The organism is Salmonella sp. 32082101201600294FB01SM01 (genome assembly GCF_017572865.1).
GTDB classification, from domain to species: Bacteria; Pseudomonadota; Gammaproteobacteria; order Enterobacterales; family Enterobacteriaceae; genus Salmonella; species Salmonella enterica.
In genome coordinates, this window is record NZ_JAGESB010000002.1 from 339,523 (window position 1) to 366,102 (window position 26,580).

Consider the following 26,580-nt stretch of genomic DNA (forward strand, 5'->3'; position numbering starts at 1 on the left):
CGGTAACAATTACGCCGCGCAGCCTGCAATTTTACTTTCCCTTTTGCCTTCCCTCTGCCATTTTTATTGTCCTTTGTCGGGAATTTCTGACTTCATAATAAAAAGGAAACGGCTATGCACTATCACCGTATACCCCACAGCTCGCTCGAAGTAAGTACGCTAGGGCTGGGCACAATGACATTTGGTGAACAAAACAGCGAAGCCGACGCTCACGCACAGCTCGACTATGCCATCGCAAATGGCATTAACCTTATCGACGCCGCCGAGATGTATCCGGTACCGCCGCGCCCGGAAACACAAGGGCTGACGGAGTCCTATATCGGTAACTGGCTCGCCAAACGCGGCAACCGTGAAAAACTGATCATCGCCAGCAAAGTTAGCGGACCGGCACGTAATAATGATCAAGGCATCCGGCCTCATCAGGCGCTGGATCGTAAAAATATTCGCGAAGCGCTACACGACAGTTTGACCCGATTGCAGACCGACTATCTGGATTTGTATCAGGTGCACTGGCCGCAGCGCCCCACTAACTGCTTCGGTAAACTCGGCTATAACTGGACAGACTCCACGCCAGTAGTAAGTCTACTAGAGACGTTAGACGCGCTAAGTGAGTTTCAGCGAGCGGGTAAGATTCGTTATATTGGCGTTTCAAATGAGACAGCGTTTGGCGTGATGCGCTATCTGCATCTGGCGGAAAAACATGACCTGCCGCGTATTGTCACTATCCAGAACCCCTATAGCCTGTTAAACCGCAGCTACGAGGTCGGACTGGCGGAAGTCAGCCAGTATGAAGGTGTTGAATTGCTCGCCTATTCCTGTCTGGCGTTTGGCACATTAACCGGTAAATACCTGAACGGGGCCAAACCCGCAGGCGCGCGGAATACCTTGTTCAGCCGCTTCACACGTTACAGCGGCGAACAGGCGCAAAAAGCCGTTGCCGCCTACGTCGATATCGCGAAGCGTCACAATCTTGATCCGGCGCAGATGGCGCTGGCCTTTGTTCGCCGCCAGCCGTTTGTCGCCAGTACGTTACTGGGCGCAACCACGATGGCGCAGCTCAAGACGAATGTGGAAAGTCTGCATCTGACGTTAAGCGAAGAGGTCCTGGCGGAGATTGAGGCGGCGCATCAGGTTTATACCTACCCGGCACCGTGATAGTCAGTGCCCGGTGGCGCTACGCTTCCGGGCTTACAGAGACAATGTAAGCCGGATAACGCGCACTCGCCGCCCGGCATATTCACTCAGTATGATGCCTGCCGGCGCTGCCAGATCCACAGCGCCGCGATCGCCAGCGCGAACAGCACGCCAAAGCCGATACCTATCGCCACTGCCGGAACGCCAACCAGCACCGCCAGCGAGTACAGTCCCAGCATTAATAGCATGGCGCTATTCTCGCCCAGATTTTGTACGGCAATGGCATTCCCGGCGCCAACGCTCTTCTTACCGCGCTCCTGGAGCAAGGCGTTGAGCGGCACCACAAAAAAGCCGCCCAGCATACCTATCAACAGCAACAAGGCATAAGCAGGCAGCAATGCGTGCTGTAATGAGAAGATCGCAACCACAACGCCAATCAAAATCCCGGCGGGCATACAGCGCGATACGGTCTCCAGCGTCACCAGTTTTGCCGCCGCGCCCGCGCCGACCACAATCCCTACCGCCACCATGGCGTTCAGGTAAGTCGGCGTGGCGTTATCCATAATGCCCAGCGCCACCGGCACCCACAGTACCAGCAGAAAACGCAGCGTCACGCCTGCGCCCCAAAATAAGCCGGTGCCCACCAGCGAAAAACGCGTTTCACCGTTACGCCAAAGGACAACGCAAGCGCAGAAAAAGCTACGCGTCATCGCCGCCAACCGCCAGGATTGTCCTGGACGCGCCGCCACAAGCTTCGGGATAAACAGGTTCGCCGCCACTGCGCCAGCGTAGGCCAACGCGCAGGCAACCAGCGCGGCGATGACATGCCAGTCGGCCAATACGCCGCCAGCGACAGAACCGAGCAAAATCGCCGCAATAGTAGAAGCTTCCATCAGACCATTGGCTTTAACCAGCTTATCGCCTGTCGTCAGTTCGCCCAGAATGCCGTATTTCGCTGGAGAATAAGCCGCCGCGCCAATCCCGACCAACGTATAACCGACAAAAGGATTCACGCCGAGGCAGATACCTGCCGCTCCCGCCAGTTTAAGGCCATTGGCGACCATCATCACCCGGCCTTTGGCAAAGCTGTCCGCGATCTGACCGACAAACGGCGCAAAAAGAATGTAAGCGCCCACAAACACCATTTGCAGAACAGGCTGGCTCCAGTCCGGATAAAACTGGGCTTTCAGCAGCGCCAGCGTCGCAAACAGCAGCGCATTATCGCCAAAAGCCGAGAGAAACTGCGCGACAATCACCGACAGCATCCCTTTCGACCAGATGGAGGTGTTAGTGCGTACTGACTCACTCATGATGTTGTTCCGGCGCATCCACCCAGCTTTTCAGCGTGACAAAATCGGGTTTTCCGCTGCCAAGTAAGGGAAGCTGTTTCAGATAACGGATATCGCGCGGGACGGCAAGTTCCGGAATACCGTGTTCACGGGCATAGTGCTGTAACTTTTCTCGGGTGAGTTCGCTGTCAGTCGTAAACAGTACCAGCGCTTCACCTTTGCTGGCATCGCTTTTAATGGCGGTAGCGTGCATTTTGTCCGCCGAAACGCCAAGCGCCAGTTGCTCGACCATCTCCAGCGAGACCATTTCGCCAGCAATTTTCGCAAAGCGTTTCGCGCGCCCCTGAATCTGCACAAAACCATTTTCATCGAAGCGTACAATGTCACCCGTGTCGTACCACCCGCGCTCGGTTTCGCCTCTGGCGTTTTCCGCTGACGGCACCTCCAGCACGCCCGGTTTTTCCACGCGCAGATAGCCATTCATGATATTCGGCCCTTTCAGCTGTAGCCGACCGCCGTTTTCAATACCGGGCACCGCCAGCAGACGCGCGTCCATGCCAGGCAGAATGCGGCCAACAGTACCCGGCTTAGCCGCCATCGGCACGTTAATCGAGACTACTGGCGCGCATTCCGTTACCCCGTAGCCCTCAAGAATGCGCAGACCGAATTTATCCTGCCACAGTTGTTTAGTGCTCTCCTGAAGTTTTTCCGCACCGGCCACCACATAGCGCAGGCGATAAAAATCATACGGATTGGCAAAGCGCGCATAGTTGCCGAGGAAGGTTGATGTACCAAACAGCACGGTACAGTTACGGTCATAGACCAGTTCCGGCACAATGCGATAGTGCAGCGGACTTGGATAAAGAAACACTTCCGCGCCGGTCAACAACGGCGTAAACAGGCCCACCGTCAAACCGAACGAGTGAAAGAGCGGCAGCGCCGACATAAAACGGTCATTGGCGGTGAAATCCGCAATCGTTTTTATCTGCTCGACGTTCGCCAGAATGCTTTTATGACTGTGCACCACCCCTTTCGGGTGCCCTTCCGAGCCGGAGGTAAAAAGAATGATCGCCGCGTCTTCCGGCTGCTGTTTTACCTGCGCCAGTCGCGGCGCCAGGAGGTGGGCAAAAATCCACAGCTTGTCGGCGGGCGTGACGTCCGCTTTTAAATCTTCCAGGTAAACCCAGCGAACCTGCGTTAGCTGCTCCGGCAGGTGCCACAATTTACCTTTATCGAGGAACTGGCGGGAGGTAAAAATCGTTTTAATTTCCGCCGCGGTAATCGCGCTGGTCAGCCCTTTTACCCCCGCCGTGTAGTTCATCATGGCCGGAATGCGGCGACGAGAAACCGCGCCGAAAATCACCGCCGCGCTGATGGCGGCATTCGGCAGCATTAAACCGATTTTCTCGCCCTCAACGCTGTACTTTTCCAGAATCCGGCCAACAAAAAGCGTCTTGGTCAGTAACTTACGATACGTATCCGGCGTAAAGTTAATGTCCTCAATACAGTTTTTACCTGCGCCGTAACGATATTGCGCCGCCAGCAACGATTCGTATAACGTCTCGCGCGGGCGCACCGCCATACGCGCTTCCATCATGATCTGGTGCAGCATCTCACCCGCTATCTTACGTCTGTCGCGCGCGCGCGGCGCTTCCGGCATCGGTATTTGCGTCGGCGGTAAAATATGAAGCTGAATGCGGGGGAATAAGCGCCGTTTAACCAGACCTTTAAGGCGACTGAAAGGCGTAAGCTCCGCGCCGTCAATACGGAGCGGAATGACGGTTGCGCCCGATTTTGCCGCCACAAAGCCTGCGCCGTCATAAATTTTCATCAGCGAGCCGGTCACGGAAATCCGCCCTTCCGGGAAAATCACCACTGGACGCCCCTGCTCCACCAGGCGCACCAGGTGTTTAATGGACATGGGTTTAGTGGGATCGAGCGGCACAAAATCGATCAGCGGCGTTAACCAGCGCATATACCATTGCTGGCTGATGGAGGTATATACCGCAAAGACAGGCCGTACCGGCAAAAACAGCGCCAGTAGCATACCATCGATAAATGAAACGTGATTGGGGGTAATTAAGACCCGGTTCCCCTGTAGCGCCCGGACATCGCCAGTGACGCGCACACGATAAAGCACGCGAAACAGGTTACGGAAAAATCCAAACAGCATTTCAACTCCCTTTGGCCGACAATTCGCTAAAACATGAATTGTGGCAGATTACACGAGTTGCGTAACAGGAGCGATAGCAAAATAGGTTCGAAAAAAAACCTGCGCATCCGCGCAGGTTGGTGCAAGAGACAGGTACGAAGAGCGTACCGAATAATCTCACCAATCAATACCTCTGGGATCTTGATTGTGGGCTTCGCGCGTCTGCATCGCCAGTCCGAAAACGCAAAGGAATAAACGGAAATGCAACGAGTTGTGTAAATTATCCGTTACTGTTACAGGTTCAGGCGAAACAAAAAAAAACCTGCGCATCTCTACGCAGGTTGGTGTAATTCGTGTGATCAACAATGACGTTGATTCCACCTATCAATACCTCTGGGATCACCACTCTATCAACCTGACTCGCTGGCCTGCCAGCAGACAATCGCAACAGCGCTTCGCAAACTGTAACGAAAGATTTGTATTGTCACTTTACAGACGCATTTCTCCCGTGCAGGTCACATTTGCCCGACACGGCGGGGCAAGAGGCTTGAACAGACGTTCATTTTCCGTAAAACTGGCGTAATGTAAGCGTTTACCCACTATAGGTATTATCATGGCGACCATAAAAGATGTAGCCCGACTGGCCGGTGTTTCAGTCGCCACCGTTTCTCGCGTTATTAACGATTCGCCAAAAGCCAGCGAAGCGTCCCGGCTGGCGGTGACCAGCGCAATGGAGTCCCTGAGCTATCACCCTAACGCCAACGCGCGCGCGCTGGCACAGCAGGCAACGGAAACCCTCGGTCTGGTGGTCGGCGACGTTTCCGATCCTTTTTTCGGCGCGATGGTGAAAGCCGTTGAACAGGTGGCGTATCACACCGGAAATTTTTTACTGATTGGCAACGGGTATCATAACGAACAAAAAGAGCGTCAGGCTATTGAACAGTTGATTCGTCATCGTTGCGCAGCGTTAGTGGTACACGCCAAAATGATTCCGGATGCGGACCTGGCCTCATTAATGAAGCAAATCCCCGGCATGGTGCTGATTAACCGCATTTTACCGGGGTTAGAACACCGCTGTGTCGCGCTGGATGACCGTTACGGGGCATGGCTGGCGACCCGACATCTGATCCAGCAAGGTCATACGCGTATTGGGTATATCTGTTCCAACCACACCATCTCTGATGCCGAAGATCGCCTGAGGGGCTATTACGATGCGCTGGCGGAAAGCCATATCCCGGCTAACGATCGGCTGGTGACGTTCGGCGAACCGGATGAAAGCGGCGGCGAGCAGGCGATGACTGAGTTATTAGGTCGCGGCAGAAATTTTACCGCGGTGGCCTGCTATAACGACTCGATGGCGGCTGGCGCGATGGGAGTATTAAATGATAATGGCGTGGGGGTGCCGGGCGAAGTATCGCTCATCGGTTTTGATGATGTACTGGTCTCACGCTATGTGCGTCCCCGACTGACCACCATTCGGTATCCGATCGTCACCATGGCGACACAGGCGGCGGAGCTGGCGTTAGCGTTGGCGGGGAAATGCCCTACGCCAGAAGTAACTCATGTATTTAGTCCGACACTGGTACGCCGACATTCGGTATCCACGCCGACGGATACCGGACACCTGTCGACAACCGATTAATCAGGGTAGCATGATGGCGACAATGCTGGATGTTTCCCGCCATGCGGGCGTATCAAAGGCCACCGTCTCACGAGTGCTGAATGGGACGGGGCAGGTAAAAGAAAGCACGCGCCAGAAAGTGTTTACGGCGATGCAGGCTCTGGACTATCGCCCCAACCTGCTGGCACGCTCGCTGGCGAATCGCACCAGCAACAGCATCGGTCTGGTCGTCTCTACGTTTGACGGCTTCTATTTTGGCAGTTTGTTGCGCCGGGCGTCGCGCCAGGCGGAGTTTCATAACAAGCAGTTGATCGTCACCGATGGTCACGATACGCCGGAACGAGAGCAGAAAGCCGTACAAATGTTGGCCGACAGACAGTGCGACGCTATTATTCTTTACACTCGCTATATGGATGAGCCGGCGATTTTGTCGTTGATTGACGCCACGGAAATGCCGCTGGTGATTATTAATCGCAACGTCACTCAGGCCCGCGATCGCGCTATTTTCTTCGAGCAGGAGACGGCGGCATTCCAGGCGGTGGAATATCTGATTACGCAGGGCCATCGCGATATCGCCTGTATTACGCTGCCTGTTCATACTCCCACCGGCACATCACGCGTAGCGGGTTATCGCAAGGCGCTGGAAAAATATGGCATTCCCTGGCAACCGGCAAAAGTGAAATACGGCGATTACACGCTGACGCGCGGCTATGACGCCTGCCGGGAATTACTGGAGGAAGGCGTCACGTTTAGCGCGCTATTCGCCTGTAATGATGACACGGCGCTGGGCGCGGCAAAAGCGCTGCGCCAGGCCGGATTACGCATCCCGCAGGATGTGTCGCTGTTTGGTTTTGACGATGCGCCGGGCGCAACCTGGCTTGAACCGGGGCTTTCAACAGTCTATTTACCCATCGAGGATATGATAGCCACCGCAATCGATCAGGCCGTTCGTCTGGCGAACAGCGAGCCGGTCGCCCCGATCCCGCCCTTTACCGGCACGCTGATTCTGCGCGAGTCCGTCGCCGCAGGCCCGTTTTTTCAACGTCCGGCCTAATGATGCGCTTCAGAGCATCTCCAGCGCTAACAGCTCTTCAATGGTCTGACGACGGCGGATCAGCCGCGCCTGTCCATTGTCAAACAGTACTTCCGGCAGGAGCGGGCGGCTGTTGTAATTCGATGACATAGACGCGCCGTACGCGCCGGTATCGTGCAATACGAGGTAATCGCCGGGGATGACCGCAGGTAAGGCGCGTGTTTCAACCATTCCCCCTTCCTGCTGCGTAAAAACATCGCCTGATTCGCATAGCGGCCCGGCGACCACCGTCTCGACCCTCGGGCCATTTTCAAGCGCGCGACCATCCGCCGCCAGCGCCGAAATACGGTGATAGCTACCGTACATCGCCGGGCGCATCAGATCGTTAAAACCCGCATCTACCAGCACGAAATGGCGGCTTCCCATCTGTTTTACGCTACGCACCTGCGTTACCAGCACGCCTGATTGCGCCACCAGAAAACGTCCGGGTTCGATCTCAAGTTTGACCGCATGTCCCAGATGGCGGGCGATTTGCTCGCGCGCCGCGTTCCACAGGCCATAGTAATGACGCGTATCAACGGGCTCTTCTCCCTCACGATAAGGTATCGAGAGTCCGCCGCCTGCCGAAATCGCCTCCACATCCTGACCACATTCCAGTACCTGGCGTACCATCGCGCCGCAAACCTGCTCCAGATGACCATAATCGACGCCGGAACCAATGTGCATATGGATACCGACAAGTTTCAGTCGGTATTTCTGCATTACCGCCAGCGCCGCCGGAAGATCGCTATGCCAGATGCCGTGTTTGCTGTTTTCGCCCCCGGTGTTGGTTTTCTGGCTGTGGCCGTGACCAAAGCCAGGATTCACGCGCAACCAGACGCGATGCCCAGGCGAAACCTGACCAAGCTGCGTCAGCATATCTACCGAGCCGGCATTGACCGGAATATGCAGTTCACTGACGCGCGCCAGCGTGGCGGCATCAATCACATCGGCGGTAAAAACGATATCATCAGGGCACGTTTGCGGATCGTAGCCCGCCGCCAGCGCACGTTCGATCTCCCCCAATGAAACAGAATCCACCTTGACGCCCTGCGCGCGCATTAAGCGCAGGATATGAATGTTCGAACAGGCTTTTTGCGCAAAACGCACGACGTCAAACTGCTGCAGGGCGGCTATCTGACGGCGAATAATGTGCGCGTCATAGACCCAGACCGGACAGCCGAATTCAGCAGGCAATCTGAGCAAATTTTCAGCGTTAAGGTCAGTTTCAGCGTAATAATGCGACAATGACATAACAAACTCCGGAACAGGCTTTTTAACGATTACGCCATACCTTAGAAAGAATAAAAAATATCGTTTTATTGTCAGTCTATGCAAAAATGATATGGGATAAATGATTCAGGAAAACGTATGGCTGCCGTTAATTTACGTCACATTGAAATTTTTCATGCCGTAATGACCGCCGGAAATCTCACCGAAGCGGCGCGGCTGCTGCATACCTCGCAGCCTACCGTCAGTCGCGAGCTGGCGCGTTTTGAGAAAGTGCTGGGATTAACGCTGTTTGAGCGCACACGCGGGCGTTTACATCCGACGGTGCAAGGGCTACGCCTGTTCGAAGAGGTACAACGCTCCTGGTATGGGTTGGATCGCATCGTCAGCGCGGCGGAAAGTCTGCGCGAGTTCCGTCAGAGCGAGCTCTCTATCGCCTGCCTGCCGGTCTTTTCACAATCCTTTTTGCCGCCGTTACTACCGCCTTTTCTGGCGCGTTATCCGGATGTCAGCCTGAATATTGTGCCGCAGGAGTCGCCGTTGCTGGAAGAGTGGCTCTCCGCCCAGCGCCACGACTTAGGGCTGACGGAGACGCTTCATGCCCCGGCAGGAACAACCCGTACCGAGTTACTAACGCTAAATGAAGTGTGCGTACTGCCCTGCGACCATCCGCTTGCCGCCAAAACGGTACTGACGCCAGACGATTTTCAGGGGGAAAACTTTATCAGCCTCTCCCGTCTGGACAGCTATCGACAGTTGTTGGATACGTTATTTGCCGAACATCAGGTGAAGCGCAGAATGGTGGTGGAAACGCATAGCGCGGCCTCCGTCTGCGCGATGGTGCGCGCCGGGGCGGGCGTTTCGATCGTTAACCCGCTAACCGCGCTGGACTATGCCGCCAGCGGCGTCACCGTTCGCCGCTTCAGCATTGACGTGCCCTTTACCGTCAGCCTGATTCGCCCGCTACACCGCCCCGCCTCCGCGCTGGTTGACGCCTTCAGTAAGCATTTACAAACGCACCTTTCGCGCCTGGTCGAACCGCTGGAGGTTATTCTGGGGCCGATGACGAAAGCATAAAGCTCACGGCATCTGCGGCATGAATTGCCGTGGTATCGAAAACCGGTAGCGCGCTTTGCGTCTGGGGAACAAGCAAACCTATTTCAGTGCAGCCAAAAATAACGCCCTGCGCGCCTTGCGCAGCCAGTTGTTCGATAACCTGTAAATAATAGTGGCGCGACGCGTCAGTGAATGTCCCCTGACAGAGCTCGTCAAAAATGACCTGATTGATACGCGCCCGATCGTCCGCCTCCGGCACGATGGTCTCAATCGCAAATTGCTGTTCCAGCCGCCCGCGATAAAAATCCTGCTCCATCGTATAGCGAGTCCCTAATAGCGCCACGCGATGCAACCCCTGACGGGCGATAGCTCGCCCGGTAGCATCCGCGATGTGTAGGAAAGGCAGAGAACAACGAGATTCAATAATGTGCGCGATTTTATGCATGGTGTTGGTACACAGCACAATGCCTTCTGCGCCCGCCTGCTGTAACCCCTGCGCGGCCTGCGCCAGGATATCGCCCGCTTTATCCCATTCGCCGCGGCGTTGACATACTTCAATATCGTGAAAATCTACGCTATGCAGCAGTAAGCTCGCCGAGTGCAGGCCTCCCAACTGCTGTTTAATGCCTTCATTGATTAAACGGTAATAAGGGATAGTCGATTCCCAGCTCATCCCCCCCAACAGCCCGATCGTTTTCACTGCGCTCTCCTTTTTTTAAAGCATTATGGCAGTGAAACAAACTTACACATCCGTTTCCAGTCTATTTTTCATCATGCCGGATAACAGGCGTTATCCGGCATGGGAGGGGGGATTACACGCCAATATTTCTTAGCTTCTCGCCCGCCATCAGCTTGCGTTCGATGTGCTCCAGGGTGACATTTTTGGTTTCCGGAATCAGCCAGAAAGTGATGCCGATAAAAGCGATATTCAGCGCGGTGTAGAGCCAGAATGTACCTGCCGCGCCAATGCTGTCCAACAGAGTCAGGAATGTCGCGCCGATGATCATGTTCGATACCCAGTTTGTCGTGGTTGAACAGGTAATGCCAAAATCACGGCATTTCAGCGGCTGGATTTCCGAACACAGTATCCACACCACCGGAGCGGCGCTCATCGCGTAACCGGCGATACACATCATCGTCATCCCAACGGAAAGCCAGGAGAGGCCGCTTGATGCCGTACCGTTATCAAACTGCATCAGGCAGTAGCCCAACACCAATGTCCCTAACGCCATTACGCTGAAACCGATTTTTAACGCCGGTTTACGCCCGGCCTTATCTACCGTAAAGACGGCGATAAACGTCGCGAACATAAAGGTCAGTCCGACCACCAGCGTAGCGATCATTTGCTGTTCCGTGGTGGTAAAGCCGGCCATTTTAAAAATGCGCGGCGCATAGTACATAATGATGTTCATGCCGGTGAACTGCTGCATTGCCTGTAGCAGCATACCGAGGAACACGGCGCGGCGAACATTGCGGTTAGCTTTAAATAATGCCCACCCGCCCTGCTTGAGTTTGAGGCTTTCCCGAATCTCATTCAGTTCATCACGGGCTTTTTCCGAGGTATCGCGCAGCATACGCAGCACCTCTTCCGCTTCAATATGGCGACCTTTTTGCGCCAGCCAGCGCGGACTATTCGGCAGGAATACCACCAGAATAATGAGCAACACCGCAGGCAGCGCCAGTACGCCCAACATCGCGCGCCAGTTGCCGCTGTAGCTGAATGCCGTATCGGATAAAAAAGCCAGCACAATGCCTAACGTCACCATCAGTTGATACATACTGATCATTTTGCCGCGAACATTTTCACTTGCCATTTCAGATAGATAAAGCGGCGCGGTATAGGAGGCAATCCCTACTGCTACGCCCAGTATCACGCGGGCGCCAATCAATACTTCCACGCTGGAAGCAAACGCCGACCCCAGCGAGCCGAGCACAAACAAAATCGCGCCGGCCATCAGGCTATACTTACGCCCCAGCCGGAATGAAAGCCAGCCGTTAAATAATGCGCCAATTGCCGCGCCAAGCATCATACTGCTGACGACCCATTCCTGCAGCCGGCTGGTCAGTACGAAATGGTCGGTAATAAAAGGCAGCGCCCCGGCGATAACGCCGATATCCAGACCAAATAACAGTCCCGCTACCGCTGCAGAAACCGAAACAAACATATTCATACGTCGTGTGTCGCGAAGCGAACGCGGCGTTAAAGCAGAGTCATGATTAATAGAGACCATATTTTCCTGCCACAACAGAGTAAGACATAGCCTGAAAGTACGGGATACTCTTCCTCAAGTGTCAGGCTGGAAACGGCATAAATATGGATTAAATGGCTACGCTATAGCGATATGTGATGGATATTACACTTTTTAAATTTAACGCCGTTGCCGGGTATTCTTTTAAACCACCAATATTTCAATGAATTAAAGCATTGATCATAGCTATTATTTAACAATATATGGATTAAGTTAAACCCACAATATGGACTATGCTAATGAGATCATAAAAAACCCTGTACCAGGACAGGGCTTTATCAGTTTTTCGGCCAAAGAGTCGATTTTCCCAGAAACGCATTTGTCAGTAGCGGATTAACGCGCCAGCCAACCGCCATCTACCGCTATGGTATAGCCGTTAATATAATCAGCGGCGCTGGATGCCAGGAAGACTACCGGGCCCATTAAATCGCCCGGTAGCCCCCAACGTCCAGCCGGAATACGGTCGAGAATTTCGGCGCTACGTTGTGCATCAGCGCGCAATTGCTGGGTATTATTCGTAGACATATAGCCCGGTGCGATAGCGTTCACATTGATATTGTGTTTCGCCCACTCGTTCGCCATCAGACGTGTTATTCCCATTACGCCGCTTTTCGACGCGGTATAAGACGGAACGCGAATGCCGCCCTGGAAGGAGAGCATAGACGCGATATTAATAATTTTGCCGCCGTTGCCCTGGGCAATAAAATGTTTTGCCGCCGCCTGAGACATAAAGAACACGCTCTTGATGTTCAGGTTCATGACGTCATCCCAGTCTTTTTCCGTGAAATCAATCGCATCTTCACGACGGATCAAACCCGCGTTATTCACCAGAATATCAATATGACCGTATTCCGCCACCGCCCGTTCCAGTAATGCCGGAATACCATCGATTTGACGCAGATCGGCTGTCAGGCTTAAAAAACGACGTCCCAGAGCGGTGACGCGCGCAATAGTTTCCGTCGGTTCAACAATGTTAATACCGACAATGTCACAGCCCGCTTCCGCCAGCCCTAACGCCATCCCCTGCCCCAATCCGGTATCGCACCCCGTCACAACCGCGACTTTACCCTCAAGAGAAAATGCATTCAAAATCATTGTTAATCCTTATTTTTGTCATGCCTGTCACGCACAGGCGTTATCACCGGTCGCGACTAGCGCAGATCTTGTACCGCAACGTGATCCATGTCATCGAAGACCTGATTTTCTCCCACCATGCCCCAAATAAACGTATAGGCTTTGGTGCCAACGCCGGAATGTATTGACCAGCTTGGGGAAATAACCGCCTGTTCATTACGCATCACAATATGACGGGTTTCCTGAGGCTGCCCCATCATATGGAAAACGCAACTGTCTTCTTCCATATTGAAATAGAGGTAAACTTCCATACGGCGCTCATGGGTATGGCATGGCATGGTGTTCCATAGATTGCCGGGCGCCAGTTCGGTGAGTCCCATACTGAGCTGACAGGTTTCCAGTACATCCGGTACGAAGTATTTATTGATGGTGCGACGGTTACTGGTGAGGTTATCGCCTAAGGTGACGGGCGCAACGTCGGCAGGCGACACTTTTTTCGTCGGATAAGCGGTATGCGCTGGCGCGCAGTTGTAATAAAACTTCGCCGGTCTGCTCGCCTCATTGCTGACGAAGACCAGCTCTTTCGCCCCTTTACCAATATACAGAGCATCACGATGACCAATGTCATGGCGCTGCCCGTCAACGATAATGGCGCCCGCGCCGCCAATATTAATGACGCCCAGCTCGCGCCGGTCCAGTAACCGGGAAACGCCAAGCTGTTTACCCACCTCTCCGCCGATTTCAACAGAATGGCTGACGGGCATAATGCCGCCGACAATAATACGGTCGATATGGCTGTAGACCATCGTATATTCATCAGCGACAAAAATATTTTCTATTAAAAACTCGCGTCGCAGCGCCTGGGTGTCCAGCGTTTTAGCGTGCTCGCTATGGATGCTTTGCCTTACGTCCACTTTTCCCTCCAATGATAAATCGATCGCAATGGCATAAAATCAAAACACTGTTTTGATTTATTTAACGGCATCATAGTCGCCTGGATGAAGGTTTTCAACAATAAATAAAACAACGTTTCATTTATATGGTTGGTTATTTTTAAAACTGCTGTAGCGATCACGATCGGCGCTAAAACTTATACACTTGTATGATTTTCAGACATGTGCGCCAGGTGCTGTATGCGGTTACTCAGATAAAAATTGAAGCTTGTTTTAGAACGAGGTCTGATGTGCGAATTGAATTAAAAGCGGTATGCGTCTGCAATGCCCGACGCGGCAAGACGTTCCGCGCTATAACGAAAAAGGGGGTTCTGTTACTGGCTTTGCCCTCGTGATAGAGGGCTTTTTATGACGGAATAATGAAGCAGAAAAAGGATGGCTGGCGCAGGATCAATCGCGTTCAATGGTTAAAGCAACGCCCTGGCCGCCACCAATACACAGCGTCGCCAGGCCTTTTCGCGCGTCGCGTTTAACCATTTCGTGCACCAGTGAAACCAGAATTCGACAGCCGGAAGCGCCAATAGGATGCCCCAGCGCAATCGCGCCGCCATTAACGTTTACCCGTCGCTCATCCCATTCCAGCATTTTTCCTACCGACAACGCCTGGGCGGCAAACGCTTCGTTGGCTTCGATAAGGTCGACCTCCGCCAGTTGCCAGCCGGCACGCTCCAGACAGCGCCGGGTAGCATATACCGGCGCAATCCCCATTAGCGCAGGATCGACGCCGACGCTGGCAAACGCGCGGATGCGCGCCAGCACCGGCAGCCCCAGCGCCTGGGCTTTCGCCTCGCTCATCATCATCACCGCGGCGGCGCCATCGTTGATTGAGGAGGCATTACCCGCCGTCACCGAACCTAAACTATCAAACGCCGGATGCAGCAGGGCTAACCCCTCCGCACTGGCGTCGGCCCGCGGTTGTTCATCCGTATCGACAATTGCGGTCTGCCCATTACGTTGCGTGACGATGGGGACAATCTCATCTTTAAAACGTCCGGTATCAATCGCGGCCCTGGCTTTTTGTTGCGAACTGAGCGCATAAGCATCCTGTAACTCGCGGCTGATGCCATATTCCCGCGCCAGGTTTTCTGCCGTCACGCCAATGTGATAATCGTTGAAGGCATCCCATAAGCCATCATGTACCAGACTATCCACCAGATTGTCGGCATCAGGCAACGCGCCGGTACGGCTGTCATTGAGGACATGCGGCGCACGGCTCATATTCTCCTGCCCGCCCGCAATAACAATGTCCGCTTCGCCGCACTGAATAGCCTGCGTCGCCAGGTGCAACGCTTTTAAACCGGAACCACAAACGTCATTAATGGTAATGGCGGAAACGGTTGTCGGCAGCCCTCCTTTGATGGCTGACTGGCGCGCCGGATTCTGCCCGGCGCCAGCCGTCAGTACCTGACCGAGGATGACCTCATCGATAGCGTTAGCGTCCACGCCGGTGCGCTCAATTAACGCTTTTACGACCATGCTCCCCAGCTCGACGGCGGAATGACGGGCCAGCGTTCCCTGAAAACAGCCGATGGGTGTCCGTAAAGCCCCCACTATCACAACCTCTTTCATTACCACCTCAGCGCAAAATGACACCGCCATAGTAGAGCATTGTTAAAATTAGTTATCTTGATTGTTTAAAAAAAGTGAGTTTTATCACAAAGGAAATGACGCTGATTTGACGGTGACGCAGCTTATTTCTGCTGCAAATGGTAGCGAAGCCAGTTCCCCGCCGTTCCGGGCGGCGTTTTCTTGTTCCACAGCAAATCAATAGCAATCGCCCTCGGCCAGCCAGGAACATCCAGCTGCGCCAGCGGTTTTTCCGCCGCAAACTCTTCCACCAGCGCGCAGGGCAATACGCACCAGCCAAATCCCTGAACCGCCATGCTCAACAGCAATAAATAGTTTGGCGCTGACCAGGCCGGGCCGCGCGTAATGTTGGCGTTAGATTCAAGGTAGGTATTCAGACGCAGCTCGCGCCAGGTATGCAGTTGCTCCCATTGCAGGTTCGTCTGCGACGCCAACGGATGCGTGGTCGCCACATAAACCCCCATCCAGCTTTGAACAGGCAGACGCATCGCGCCAATGTTTGTGGGATAGTCATCACGCGCTTCAATCAGGCCTATCTGGGCGCGCCCTTTTTGCAGCAGGTCGATGACATCATCATTTTCTCCGATCAAACATTCAAACTCGGTATGCGGAAATTGACGATCAAACTGCGCCATTAACTCTTCCAGACTGTCAGGGTGCAGGGTATCAGAGAGGACGAACGTGAGTCTTGCCTCCGTCTCGCCGGATAATGTCAGCGCCACCTCATCCAGACGATCGCTCGCCGATAAAATAGCCTGAACATAGCTAAGCACCCGTTTTCCTTCTTCGGTCAGAACGGGCTGGCGCGAAGATCGATCAAATAATGAAAATCCCAGATCCGCCTCCAGATGCGCAATGGCGGTACTAATGGTGGACTGGCTTTTACGCAGGCGGCGCGCCGCCGCAGAAAACGAACCGCAAGAGACGGTCTCAACAAATGCCATTAACGCTTCAGGTGAGTAACGCATAACATATCTATTTTATCGATGGATGTTATCTTTTAGGTATCACATTAAACGATAAAATAGCGGAAATTTCTTTCGTTTGATTAAGAGTAAGGTTTTTTCGTTTATGCAACATGACGCCATACAACGCCGCTCGCTGCCGGAGCGTATTCTCCATGCTGTCTGTTTTGAAGGTATTGCGACTGCGATACTGGCGCCAACGACCGCCTGGCTAATGCAGCGCTCGGTGCTGGAGATGGGCGGCCTGACGATATTGCTGGCAACGACGGCCATGATCTGGAATATCATTTATAACGCTCTGTTTGATCGACTGTGGCCTGCGCATCAGGTGAGACGAACCGCCAAAGTGCGCGCACTCCATGCGTTAGGATTTGAAAGTGGGTTTATTGTCATTGGCGTGAGTATTGTCGCCTGGGTACTGAATGTCAGCCTGCTACAAGCATTCACCCTGGAAATTGGTTTCTTCCTGTTCTTTTTACCGTACACGATGCTGTACAACTGGGCATACGATGTTTTACGCCAGCGAATAGTGACCCGCCGCCAACAGCGCGTTAGTGCATGATATTGCTCTTTTTTGCCGGGATCGCAACGCTCCCGGCCCTCCTCCTCCACGACATCCATCTGCTTAAAACGCCCCCAACTGACGCTATTTATGGTAAATTGCGCTTCTTTTTGTGTGTTTTATAGTTGATAAATTCAAATAATGTCTAAAATTTGGTCAAAAGATGAGACTCTCTGGAGTTTTGCATTATACGGAACGGCTGTAGGCGCAGGCACTCTTTTCCTTCCCATCCAGTTGGGATCGGCAGGCGCAATCGTGCTATTTATTACCGCGCTGGTCGCCTGGCCGCTGACATACTGGCCGCATAAGGCGCTGTGTCAGTTTATTCTTTCCTCAAAGACTTCTGCCGGTGAGGGAATTACTGGCGCCGTTACTCATTATTACGGCAAGAAAATCGGCAGTATTATTACCACGCTTTATTTCATTGCGTTTTTTGTCGTGGTATTAATTTATGCTGTGGCGATTACCAATTCCCTGACAGAGCAATTAGCGAAGCATATTCAGATAGATATTCGCATCCGGATGGCAGTTAGCTTCGGCGTAGTACTTATCCTGAATATGATTTTCTTAATGGGAAGACATGCCACTCTTCGCGTAATGGGCTTTTTAGTCTTTCCACTTATCGCTTACTTCTTGTTCCTTTCGCTCTACTTAACCGGAAGCTGGCAACCTTCGTTACTGACCGGGCAGATGTCTTTGGATAGTCACACGTTGCACCAGGTATGGATTTCTATTCCGGTGATGGTTTTTGCTTTTAGCCATACGCCCATTATTTCGACGTTTGCCATCGACAGACGGGAAAATTTTGGCGATCAGGCCATGGATAAATGCAGAAAGATCATGAAGGTCGCCTACCTGATTATCTGCCTGAGCGTGCTATTCTTTGTCTTTAGCTGCCTGCTCTCCATTCCGCCGTCATACATTGAAGACGCGCGCAACGAAGGCGTTACCATCCTTTCCGCGCTCTCGATGATGCCCAATGCGCCGGCCTGGCTCTCTATTTCCGGTATTATCGTTGCCGTCGTGGCCATGTCGAAATCTTTCCTCGGCACCTATTTCGGCGTCATCGAGGGCGCAACCGAAATGGTAAGAACCACCCTACAGCAGGTTGGCGTGAAAAAAAGCCGGGCGTTCAATCGCGCGCTGTCTATCATGCTGGTTTCCGGGATTACGTTTATTATTTGCTGTATTAACCCGAATGCCATCTCTATGATTTATGCCATTAGCGGCCCGCTCATTGCGATGATTCTGTTTATTATGCCCACGTTGTCAACGTACCTGATACCGGCATTGAAACCCTACCGTTCAGTAGGTAATTTCATTACGTTGGTCGTCGGTTTACTTTGCGTATCGGTGATGTTTTTCAGCTAAAGTAAAAGATAGCCGGGATATAACTCCCGGCTATTTTATATAAGAATCCAGCACCTTTAATATTACGTCCAGATCTTCTTCACGTCTGGCTTCATCACTCTGATGAACGATATGCTCGGTCAGATGCCCTTTAATCACCTCGCGCATTAAGCCATTTACCGCGCCGCGAATCGCCGCGATCTGTTGTAACACGGCCGCGCATTCATGCGGTTCATCCAGCATTTTTTTTAGCGCTATCACCTGTCCCTGAATCTTGCTGGTTCTGGCTTTAAGCTTTTGTTTGTCCCGGATGGTATGTGACATTGCAACACCTCACTAACATTAACGAATACAAATTATAGCATTACGATGCTACTGGGGGGTAGTATTCCATACTAGGGGGGAGTAGAATGACACCCACATAAAACAACTAAGAATCATTCTCATGGGTGAATTTTCGACACTTCTTCAGCAAGGAAACGGCTGGTTCTTCATTCCCAGCGCCATTTTATTAGGTATTTTGCACGGGCTTGAACCAGGGCACTCCAAAACTATGATGGCGGCTTTTATCATTGCCATTAAAGGTACGGTTAAACAGGCCGTCATGCTCGGTCTGGCAGCAACGCTTTCTCATACCGCGATCGTCTGGTTAATCGCGCTGGGTGGGATGTATCTTAGCCGGGCATTCACCGCACAATCAGTGGAACCATGGCTGCAGTTAATTTCTGCGATTATTATTCTGAGCACCGCGTGCTGGATGTTCTGGCGGACATGGCGAGGCGAGCAGCAGTGGCTGGCGGGAAACCACCATCACGACCACCATCACGACCACGACCACGACCACGACCACGACCACGACCACGACCACGACCACGACCACGACCACGACCACGACCACGACCACGACCACGACCACGACCATCATGGTCACATACATCCGGAAGGCGCAACGTCAAAAGCGTATCAGGATGCCCATGAACGCGCCCATGCTGCCGATATTCAACGCCGTTTTGATGGTCAAACAGTGACTAATGGACAGATCCTGCTGTTCGGCCTGACCGGAGGGCTTATCCCCTGTCCGGCTGCGATCACCGTTTTACTGATTTGTATCCAGCTTAAAGCGTTTACGCTGGGCGCCACGATGGTGCTGAGCTTTAGTCTTGGCCTGGCATTAACGCTGGTGACGGTAGGCGTGGGCGCGGCGATAAGCGTTCAGCAGGCAGCAAAGCGCTGGAGTGGTTTTTCGACGCTTGCCCGGCGGGCGCCCTATTTTTCGAGCATTCTGATTGGTCTGGTCGGCGTGTATATGGGAATTCATGGCTATACCGAGATCATGCAGTAAATATGTAACGCTTCTGCTCAGGCCGTATCATTCACGTCGGGTTTCATTCCAGAAGCGTTTTTACTTATCAAACGGTATGAAAGGTCATACATTCAGCGTCCCGCCTGAATTCTGTATTTTACTCCACTACACCACAGGCAAAACATACCCCACCGCCACCGGGTTTAGCCGGCGTTTCAGGGTTTCTGGATAGAGTCGCCGGAGGCGGGTTATTGCGGAGCGATAAACGGAGTTCGCTGCAGTGATTTACAAAACCGGGTACCAAACAGCAGTTCCCGTAATCGGTTCCGCATTCCCAACTTCACCAGTAACCGGTATTTGTCCTGCCAGATTTGCTTCTCCTGCGTATTCAGCCTTCCACACAACGCTGACAACCTTCCCCGTCCACGGTAAACTTCCTGAAGCAAGCGTAACTGGGCCAGGCTCACTCCGCATGCCAGTATCTCCCGGTGCATCAACTGGTCCATATAGTTCATCAACCGCTTCGGATTGTTAAATATCGGTGGCACTTCCAGAAAGCCCGTCACCGGAGCCGGAGATAACAAAAAGGCGTCCAGCTCTCCTGTCCTGCGCAGGCGTGCGCCCCCGGCCCACTGTTCACCCCGCCGCCCCCGGATAAGTATCTCCGCCAGTTCCTGCTCCAGCAGCGCCGGGATGCCGCCGTATACCTTCAGTACCACCCGGTCGCTGAAAAACAGCTCATCGCTGATAATCATAACCGGGTAGTCCGGCAGTATCTGTCTCAGGGAATAGAACAAAAAGAGATGTTCACGGGGACGCAGACATAGTATCAGTATGGCCTCCGGTTTCCGACGTAATTGCTGCAACAGAACAGGCAGCCTGTATGCGGTTTCACAGTTGCAGCTCGGCAGAAATCTCCGGACCAGGTGTGCCACGGCGATCGTCACCGGCCAGCAGTCACCGTAAACGATAATCTGCCGGGCCGGTATCCGGTTATGTTCCGTCATCCTCATTCTCCTTCTTTTTCAGGATCTTTCCCGCATTTCTGTTACTGCACAGCCGGTTCCACAGTTCATTTGCCATCGACCTGTCACCATTACCGACCCGGCGTTTTGATACCGGTGGCGGTCCGGCCTTTTCACGGCGCGTGGACGGGGTGGGACTGTCAAGAACCCGGATAACATAAATCTCATAGCGTCGTGCTTTATTGGGCAGGGTCTGGTGACGGCAGATGCTGACCACCCGTGATGTTTTGCTTCGCAGATAGGCAATCAGGTAGCTGGCCCGTCTGGCCGTGATGTGAAACGCCTCTGCTATCTGGTTACGCTGAACCCAGTTCTGCTGCAACAGGCACCAGTGTGCCACGATGATATACAGGGGCTCGCCGGCATACTGGCGGACACTTACCGGAATAAAACAGGCATCATGGTTGGTCTGTCCGGGATAATGAATATCGTTACCTGGGATAAGGTACTGCTTTTTTGCGTGTGTATTATCAGGGCACATAAAACCTCTCCATAACTGGGTAAATAATTTTCCGGAGGTGAAGAACAGCTCTTAAATAGTATTTATTATTAATGTGGGTTTATTCGGGATTAGTTCCCCGATAACTCAGTCAGCTCTTTTATTTTTATTATCTGTCACCCCCGATTAGTTATAGGTAACAGTAACGGGTATTGCAGCAGAAAACTTTCCTGTCTTTACACTTCCCCCCGGGGTCGGGGTTATTACTGCAGTATATACCTTCGACACATTACCGGTGACAGTTCCTGTAATAGTAATATCCCCCAGTACTTCTTGTTTATCAAAAGTAATCTCTTTTCCTTTATCATCTTTTATTGAAAGCCGGAGTCCATTAGGCTGACCTTTGTTGGGGCCATCCAGACTGACAAGATTCAGAGTTTGCCCGGTATCCTGTGTCAGCGCACCTTTCCCGAAGGTGATGGCCAGAGGGATCGTGAATTCCTGTCCCATAGCCGGTCGTAAAACCTGCCTGGCGATCACTGTAAAATTTGCCTGTCTGGTCTGTGAAGGTTCATAAGTCGTATAAATATGCCCAAAGTTGACCTGTAATGGAACAATGTCAACTTTACCCAATCCGTTTCTGAGAATTCTCACATTAAAACCAGATAAAACAAATCCGTTGTTTCTTTGAGCATAATTTACCGGAACAACATTCATCACATTATTTATACCGGAAAAAGTGTACACAGCACTGCTCTCTTTGTAGGCTGTCAGATATAAGAAGTCCATTTTTACAGTTGCGGTTCGTGTCGTGAGCCCTGGAGGTAAAGGCTGTCCAAATTCCACTTTAGGCTCATTTCCTCCCTGCGATATCCCTTTAATATCGTCCCAGGTTAAGACAGGAGCGTCGGTAACGGACACCTGAAAACCCAGGCCCATACTGTCTAACTTTTTGGTAAAATCTCTGAAATAAGGCTGATTTAATAACAGTAAAGGTGGTTTACCTGAAATCAAAGATGATATATTACACGAATAAGTGAACTTCTGAGTTATTGTGCTGACAACTGTCCCCGGACCCGGGGTGTAATTATCGTTTGTTATATTTATGTTTTTAAAATTAATATTCTGACCAGAGGTAATGATACATTCATTCAGGCTTGGCTCAACCGCATACACTTTAGTCACACATAAAGAGCACAACATCATCACCAGCACGGTCAGTTTTGTTTTCAGATTAAAAATCCATTCTGTCATGATGTCGCCCCTGCGTCCTTAAACGCGCAGTTCAGGGCATCGCAGGCGTAGCGGTTCATCTGCAGTCCACCGTAATCATCAATATACCCCACCCACAGCGTCCGGGTTTCTGCCGGCAGAACAGCCTTTAAAGGCAGGCTCCCCAGGGGCGGCACCATCACGCCCTCGCGGAAACCGCTGAGCCTGTGGCTACGGTCTGCTCCCAGCCACGCCACAGTGATGTAGTACGGCGTCGGGTTTCTGAGGGTCAGGTGTCCCGCATTCCGCTCAGCGGTCAGCTTTCTTTCCGGCTGGTCATTGCTGCTTCTGATAATGGCTTTCGGACGGTAAAACAGTTTCAGCTGGCTCTGCATGGCCAGCTGCAGGACGTTGTCGTCTTCCGGCTTCGGGGGAACGCCCCGCACGTTAAACCAGAACAGCGTTTCCCTGTCCTGAGGGAGCTTATCTGTCAGCCCACGAACCTGGGTGATGCGGACCTGGGATTTCTGTCCGGCATCAATACGCTGCAGCGGCGGCAGCGCCATCAGCGCATCCGTTCTCACCCCGTCAGCATCCGTCACCCAGGACTGCGCCAGGAACGGCGTGGTTTTGTCATCGTTATTCAGCGTGATGGCCACCGTTTTCTGCGGCGCATCCATGATAATACGGGTCCGGTCAACATTGACGGCCGCCGGGCTGCACTGGCTCCATGCTGCCGCCAGTGCGAGTAAAATCACACGGCTTCTTCTGCTGTTTTTCACCTGTTTTCTCCGTTAGTCCTGCTCTGTGACAGGGATATTTTTATCTGCAGGGCAGTAACAGCGGCCCCCGACTGAGTGTCACCGTTTCCGGCAGGGTGAGTCTGCACTGCACCCGGCCATCCCAGGACACGTTCAGGGTCCGGCGGTCTTCCCCGCTGAGGCCTGTCAGGTAGGCCAGACCGTCATCTCCGACCATCCCCGCGGTTCTGCCGCTTTTCCCGGACACTACCAGAGCGCCAAACGGTGGACTGGCGCCATCAGCCAGCCGGATATGACCGAGCACCTGCTCCCCCTGGCTGGCGTCAATCTTCCGGTAGCCCACCGCGCCCTCCGTCAGCACCTGGCTGATGACGGAGCTGCTGACGTCCACGTCCTCCGGCAGGGCGGCCACATCAACCGAAATATCGCTGCGCCGATAGCTGCTGCCGGCGCTCACCACGCCCACCCCGAAGCGGTTGGTCACCCCGCTGTTGCCGTTCACCGGTACACCGGCCACGTCTCCGGTATCTATCATCATGCGGGGCTCATTCCCGGCCATCGACTGGCTGAAGGCGGCGCCGTGGGCGGTGGCGGTCACCGAGCCGTACCAGCTCAGGCCCAGGCTGCGGTACTGCCCGGGCTGCAGGGTGGCGTCCGCTGCCGCCTGGCCCCACGGCAGACGGCTCTGCACGCTGCCGCTGAAGCTGCTGTTACTGCCGGTGTCATAGCGGTTATGACCGGCGCTGATGTTCCATGTGGTGTCCGGGTTATGGAAATCGCTGTAATTCACGGTCTGCTGCAGGCCGCCCCGGTTATCTTTCTGTACGCTGTAACTCACCTGGCGGCTGTCTCCCCACGGGATACTGATGGTGGCGTAGACCTGGTTCTGGCTCCCCCCGCCGGTGTACTGGTTACGGGCAAACGACACCGAGGCCGAGAGCCCCTGAAGGTCGCCGAGACTGAACACTTTGTTGAAGCTGAGCATGTAGTTATTGTTGGACTGCGCATTCCAGTAATTGAGCCGGCTTACCGAGAGGGCAGCGCTCATATTGAGTACCGGAACGGACTGGCTATAAGTCACGGTGTAGCTCTGTTTTTCATGCCATGCATCGCCGCCGTCGGTGGCCCGACGCTGCAGGTACTCCGGCATGGACAGAAAATGGCGGTCCGAGAAGCGGTATCCGACGAACGCCAGGGTACTGCCGGTTTTATCAAACGTTTTGGCATAGTTGATACGGTAGCTGTAACCGGACTGCTTCTGCCCATGCGACAACCGCGCATCTGAGCGGGTGACGTCCGCAGACAGAGCGCCCAGCAGCCCCATATTCTGGCCGATCCCGAGCGCCGCGGACTGGTAGTCGCCGGTGGAGGCAATGAGGCCGCCATACAGCGACGTGTTGTTAAATGCTCCCCAGGTGGCCTCCCCGAGCAGAAAGTCAGGGCTGACCGTGCTGTTGTTATGCGTCCCGCCGTACAGCGGACGTCCGGCGGCCACCTTATAGCGAACCTGTCCCTGGCGTACCATAAAGGGGACGCTGGCCGTGTTGACCTGCCAGGTCCGGACGCTACCGTCGCTTTCCCGGACGCTGACATCCAGGTTGCCGCTGATATTCTGGCTCAGGTCGGGAAGCTCAAAAGGCCCCGGCGACACCCGGGTCTGGTACAGAATGCGGCCATTCTGGCTGACGGTAACCTGTGCATTACTGTTCGCAATGCCGCTGATTTTCGGGGCATACCCCTGAAGAGAGGGCGGCAGCATGCGCTCATCGCTGGCCAAAGTGAGCCCGGCAAAGCGGAAGGAGTCAAAAATAGCGGAGCTGAGGTACGTCTGTCCGAGCGTCAGTTTTGAGCGCAGTGCTGGCAGGGCACGGAACAGATACGTCTGCGGCAGATAAAAATCGGACTGTGATGCGCCCTGCCCACTGTCAAAACGGCTGTACTGGTAATCGCTCCGCAACCGCCAGGCGCCGAGATTAAACCCGGCGGTGCCGTAGAGGCTGTAGCTGGTAGAGGTTTCCCCCTGCTGCGGCATATAGCGGTTGACCATCAGGTTGTAATCGAGCAGGCCGGCGGTGACGCCGTCGCTCCAGCGTGAAGGGGGGACCCAGTCCGGGTCCTGATATCGCATCCAGGCCTGGGGAATAATGAAGGTCAGACGCTGATTTTCAGCGCTGTACCGTACCTGACTGTCAGCGGAGCGCAGCTCAAGGCATTGCCCGTCCGGGATACCGGTAACGGGTTTCAGGCCATGAATAATCTTATCCTTAAGACCCAGCATGGCCACCATGTCTGTTGTCACACAGATGACGGCCGCGTCGCGTCCGGCAACCGGTACAACTCTGACCGGATACTGTTCCCGTACCGGCTGGTCATTGAGCCAGATATCGAGAATATAGTTACCGGGCGCCACATACCCCTCGCGGCTGAAGGCCGTGAGGTCCACCTTAGACAGGTTCCCGCTGTCCAGCAGGCTGGCATTGAACTCCGTGGCCTGCGACTTCAGGACGGAAAATGTCAGGGTAATCAGAATGGCAAGCCGGGTAATTTTCATGGCATGGCGCTTTCGTGTTGTCGTCCGTGTAACAGACAGCCCGCAGGCATGGTCAGATATAAAAGCCGTCCGAACCCCTCCGTGGACGGCTTCTCCCTGTCGTTATTTACCGCGTAAAATCACAGGTATTTCAGTGTGTAGGTGACAGATGCGTTAACATCGCCAGGAGTTGCGGCATTTGTCAGGGCTATCAGGCGGGCAAAGAAGTTAAGTTCGTTATTCCCGGCTTGCAGTTGCTGAGCTTCGCCATCCGGCATCGGGGTATTGGGTGTAATCAGTGAGGTATTGTCACTTTTCAGAAGCTGCACACCAACATGCTGGGCACTGCCGGTGCTGACGTAAGCTTTACCTGAGGTATCAGCTGTGCCACTGAAAGAGACGGTTACTTTAGACATTTTCCCTGCGGAGCCAGCAGGATTTGAACCTGCATCATTCGGATCGAAAGCACAGTTCTGCAGATGAATGGTGAACGGTTTTGAGTCCGTGGTTGCGTCGGCGGTATTCAGTTTACGGTAAGAAATCTGTCCAAACGGAACGGTGATCGCATCGTCGCCCGGTGCGATATCACAGGGTGAGTTGGTGATGGTACCAGTGAAAAGAATTTTACCTGAGCCGAACGGGCCTGCTGTTGGTGGATCGACTGCATATACAGAAGCGCCATACATCATACCGGCAGCCGCCATGGCAAGTATTATTTTATTACGCATAGATAATATGTCCTTTGGGTGAATGAGAATTATTTTGCAAAGGCTGAAAACAAATCTGAGGGTATTAATGAAAGCGTTCAGAAAAGATTCGTATGAATAATAAACGCCGGGTGTTAAACGAAGCACCTGAACTTTCCATCGAAAAATATTGATTTCAGCTAATGCCTAATCAGTTGTAAGAAAATTCTTATTCAAATTAAAACAATAAAAATAGATCGATACGATCGATGATTATGATCGTAATTTAAGAATAATCATCAAAGAAATACTTTTTAATGTAATTATAAG

At 53.2% G+C, this 26,580-nt stretch carries 23 protein-coding genes; 7 read left to right on the forward strand and 16 right to left on the reverse strand.

Going from position 1 to position 26,580, the window contains the following annotated elements; genetic code table 11:
• Positions 1-114 precede the first annotated feature (114 nt).
• Complete coding sequence (locus J4645_RS11390) at positions 115-1,155, forward strand: NADP(H)-dependent aldo-keto reductase (RefSeq protein WP_000558960.1); 1,041 nt, start codon at positions 115-117, stop codon at positions 1,153-1,155.
• Positions 1,156-1,241: 86 nt separating this feature from the next.
• Here J4645_RS11390 and lplT read toward each other — a convergent pair whose 3' ends face one another.
• Both lplT and aas read right to left on the reverse strand, forming a co-directional pair.
• Entirely contained in the window at positions 1,242-2,444 is a 1,203-nt protein-coding gene (gene lplT / locus J4645_RS11395) for a lysophospholipid transporter LplT (RefSeq protein WP_023213842.1), read from the reverse strand.
• On the reverse strand, positions 2,437-4,596 hold the full coding sequence (gene aas, locus J4645_RS11400; protein ID WP_000896101.1) for a bifunctional acyl-ACP--phospholipid O-acyltransferase/long-chain-fatty-acid--ACP ligase: 2,160 nt from the start codon (positions 4,594-4,596) through the stop codon (positions 2,437-2,439). The genes lplT and aas overlap by 8 nt, the downstream gene beginning before the upstream one ends.
• A gap of 592 nt (positions 4,597-5,188) precedes the next feature.
• On the opposite strand from aas, the gene galR reads away from it, so the two are divergent.
• Together galR and J4645_RS11410 are read left to right on the forward strand one after the other, a co-directional pair.
• The gene (gene galR / locus J4645_RS11405) at positions 5,189-6,217 is read left to right on the forward strand and encodes an HTH-type transcriptional regulator GalR (RefSeq protein ID WP_000201030.1); all 1,029 of its coding nucleotides are present in this window, start codon (positions 5,189-5,191) and stop codon (positions 6,215-6,217) included.
• A 10-nt stretch (positions 6,218-6,227) separates the two neighbouring features.
• The gene (locus J4645_RS11410; protein ID WP_000968338.1) at positions 6,228-7,250 is read left to right on the forward strand and encodes a LacI family DNA-binding transcriptional regulator; all 1,023 of its coding nucleotides are present in this window, start codon (positions 6,228-6,230) and stop codon (positions 7,248-7,250) included.
• 9 nt (positions 7,251-7,259) lie between these two features.
• Here J4645_RS11410 and lysA read toward each other — a convergent pair whose 3' ends face one another.
• Positions 7,260-8,522, reverse strand: a complete 1,263-nt coding sequence (gene lysA / locus J4645_RS11415) for a diaminopimelate decarboxylase (protein ID WP_023214399.1) — start codon at positions 8,520-8,522, stop codon at positions 7,260-7,262.
• 117 nt (positions 8,523-8,639) lie between these two features.
• On the opposite strand from lysA, the gene J4645_RS11420 reads away from it, so the two are divergent.
• Positions 8,640-9,575 (forward strand): LysR family transcriptional regulator, encoded by a 936-nt coding sequence (locus tag J4645_RS11420; RefSeq protein ID WP_023214400.1) that lies wholly within the window; start codon positions 8,640-8,642, stop codon positions 9,573-9,575.
• On the opposite strand, the gene J4645_RS11425 is transcribed toward J4645_RS11420, so the two are convergent.
• The 6 genes from J4645_RS11425 to J4645_RS11450 form a co-directional block, all read right to left on the reverse strand.
• Positions 9,547-10,254: an aspartate/glutamate racemase gene (locus tag J4645_RS11425; RefSeq protein WP_000848629.1), complete on the reverse strand. Its 708-nt coding sequence runs from the start codon at positions 10,252-10,254 to the stop codon at positions 9,547-9,549. The genes J4645_RS11420 and J4645_RS11425 overlap by 29 nt on opposite strands.
• 112 nt (positions 10,255-10,366) lie before the next feature.
• A complete protein-coding gene (araE, locus tag J4645_RS11430) occupies positions 10,367-11,785 on the reverse strand; it encodes an arabinose-proton symporter AraE (protein ID WP_000253650.1) in 1,419 nt (472 codons plus the stop codon).
• Between the two features lie 351 nt (positions 11,786-12,136).
• A complete protein-coding gene (kduD, locus tag J4645_RS11435) occupies positions 12,137-12,898 on the reverse strand; it encodes a 2-dehydro-3-deoxy-D-gluconate 5-dehydrogenase KduD (RefSeq protein ID WP_000602490.1) in 762 nt (253 codons plus the stop codon).
• Between the two features lie 56 nt (positions 12,899-12,954).
• A complete protein-coding gene (kduI, locus tag J4645_RS11440; RefSeq protein ID WP_000383274.1) occupies positions 12,955-13,791 on the reverse strand; it encodes a 5-dehydro-4-deoxy-D-glucuronate isomerase in 837 nt (278 codons plus the stop codon).
• Positions 13,792-14,220: 429 nt separating this feature from the next.
• A complete protein-coding gene (locus J4645_RS11445) occupies positions 14,221-15,399 on the reverse strand; it encodes an acetyl-CoA C-acetyltransferase (protein WP_000665979.1) in 1,179 nt (392 codons plus the stop codon).
• Positions 15,400-15,521: 122 nt separating this feature from the next.
• On the reverse strand, positions 15,522-16,385 hold the full coding sequence (locus J4645_RS11450; RefSeq protein WP_023214401.1) for a LysR family transcriptional regulator: 864 nt from the start codon (positions 16,383-16,385) through the stop codon (positions 15,522-15,524).
• A gap of 103 nt (positions 16,386-16,488) precedes the next feature.
• Here J4645_RS11450 and J4645_RS11455 point away from each other — a divergent pair, with 103 nt between their 5' ends.
• The gene (locus J4645_RS11455) at positions 16,489-16,944 is read left to right on the forward strand and encodes a multidrug/biocide efflux PACE transporter (RefSeq protein WP_001530217.1); all 456 of its coding nucleotides are present in this window, start codon (positions 16,489-16,491) and stop codon (positions 16,942-16,944) included.
• 141 nt (positions 16,945-17,085) lie between these two features.
• Positions 17,086-18,315: an amino acid permease gene (locus J4645_RS11460; RefSeq protein WP_000036842.1), complete on the forward strand. Its 1,230-nt coding sequence runs from the start codon at positions 17,086-17,088 to the stop codon at positions 18,313-18,315.
• Between the two features lie 30 nt (positions 18,316-18,345).
• On the opposite strand, the gene rcnR is transcribed toward J4645_RS11460, so the two are convergent.
• Positions 18,346-18,618: a Ni(II)/Co(II)-binding transcriptional repressor RcnR gene (rcnR, locus tag J4645_RS11465; protein WP_000019953.1), complete on the reverse strand. Its 273-nt coding sequence runs from the start codon at positions 18,616-18,618 to the stop codon at positions 18,346-18,348.
• A 121-nt stretch (positions 18,619-18,739) separates the two neighbouring features.
• Here rcnR and J4645_RS11470 point away from each other — a divergent pair, with 121 nt between their 5' ends.
• Positions 18,740-19,636, forward strand: a complete 897-nt coding sequence (locus J4645_RS11470) for a nickel/cobalt efflux protein RcnA (RefSeq protein WP_071696078.1) — start codon at positions 18,740-18,742, stop codon at positions 19,634-19,636.
• A 209-nt stretch (positions 19,637-19,845) separates the two neighbouring features.
• Here the strand turns inward: J4645_RS11470 and J4645_RS11475 are convergent, their stop codons facing one another.
• The 6 genes from J4645_RS11475 to J4645_RS11500 form a co-directional block, all read right to left on the reverse strand.
• A complete protein-coding gene (locus J4645_RS11475) occupies positions 19,846-20,604 on the reverse strand; it encodes a transcriptional regulator (RefSeq protein WP_000134789.1) in 759 nt (252 codons plus the stop codon).
• Complete coding sequence (locus J4645_RS11480; RefSeq protein ID WP_000336255.1) at positions 20,591-21,103, reverse strand: CaiF/GrlA family transcriptional regulator; 513 nt, start codon at positions 21,101-21,103, stop codon at positions 20,591-20,593. The genes J4645_RS11475 and J4645_RS11480 overlap by 14 nt, the downstream gene beginning before the upstream one ends.
• A 144-nt stretch (positions 21,104-21,247) precedes the next feature.
• Positions 21,248-22,315 carry a hypothetical protein gene (locus J4645_RS11485; RefSeq protein ID WP_000141336.1) on the reverse strand — a complete coding sequence of 356 codons (1,068 nt, stop codon included), beginning with the start codon at positions 22,313-22,315 and terminating at the stop codon, positions 21,248-21,250.
• On the reverse strand, positions 22,312-23,055 hold the full coding sequence (gene stdC / locus J4645_RS11490; protein ID WP_000798491.1) for a fimbrial biogenesis chaperone StdC: 744 nt from the start codon (positions 23,053-23,055) through the stop codon (positions 22,312-22,314). The genes J4645_RS11485 and stdC overlap by 4 nt, the downstream gene beginning before the upstream one ends.
• 40 nt (positions 23,056-23,095) lie before the next feature.
• A complete protein-coding gene (gene stdB, locus J4645_RS11495) occupies positions 23,096-25,585 on the reverse strand; it encodes a fimbrial outer membrane usher protein StdB (RefSeq protein ID WP_023214403.1) in 2,490 nt (829 codons plus the stop codon).
• A 119-nt stretch (positions 25,586-25,704) separates the two neighbouring features.
• On the reverse strand, positions 25,705-26,292 hold the full coding sequence (locus J4645_RS11500) for a fimbrial protein (protein ID WP_058111556.1): 588 nt from the start codon (positions 26,290-26,292) through the stop codon (positions 25,705-25,707).
• Between the last annotated feature and the right edge of the window lie 288 nt (positions 26,293-26,580).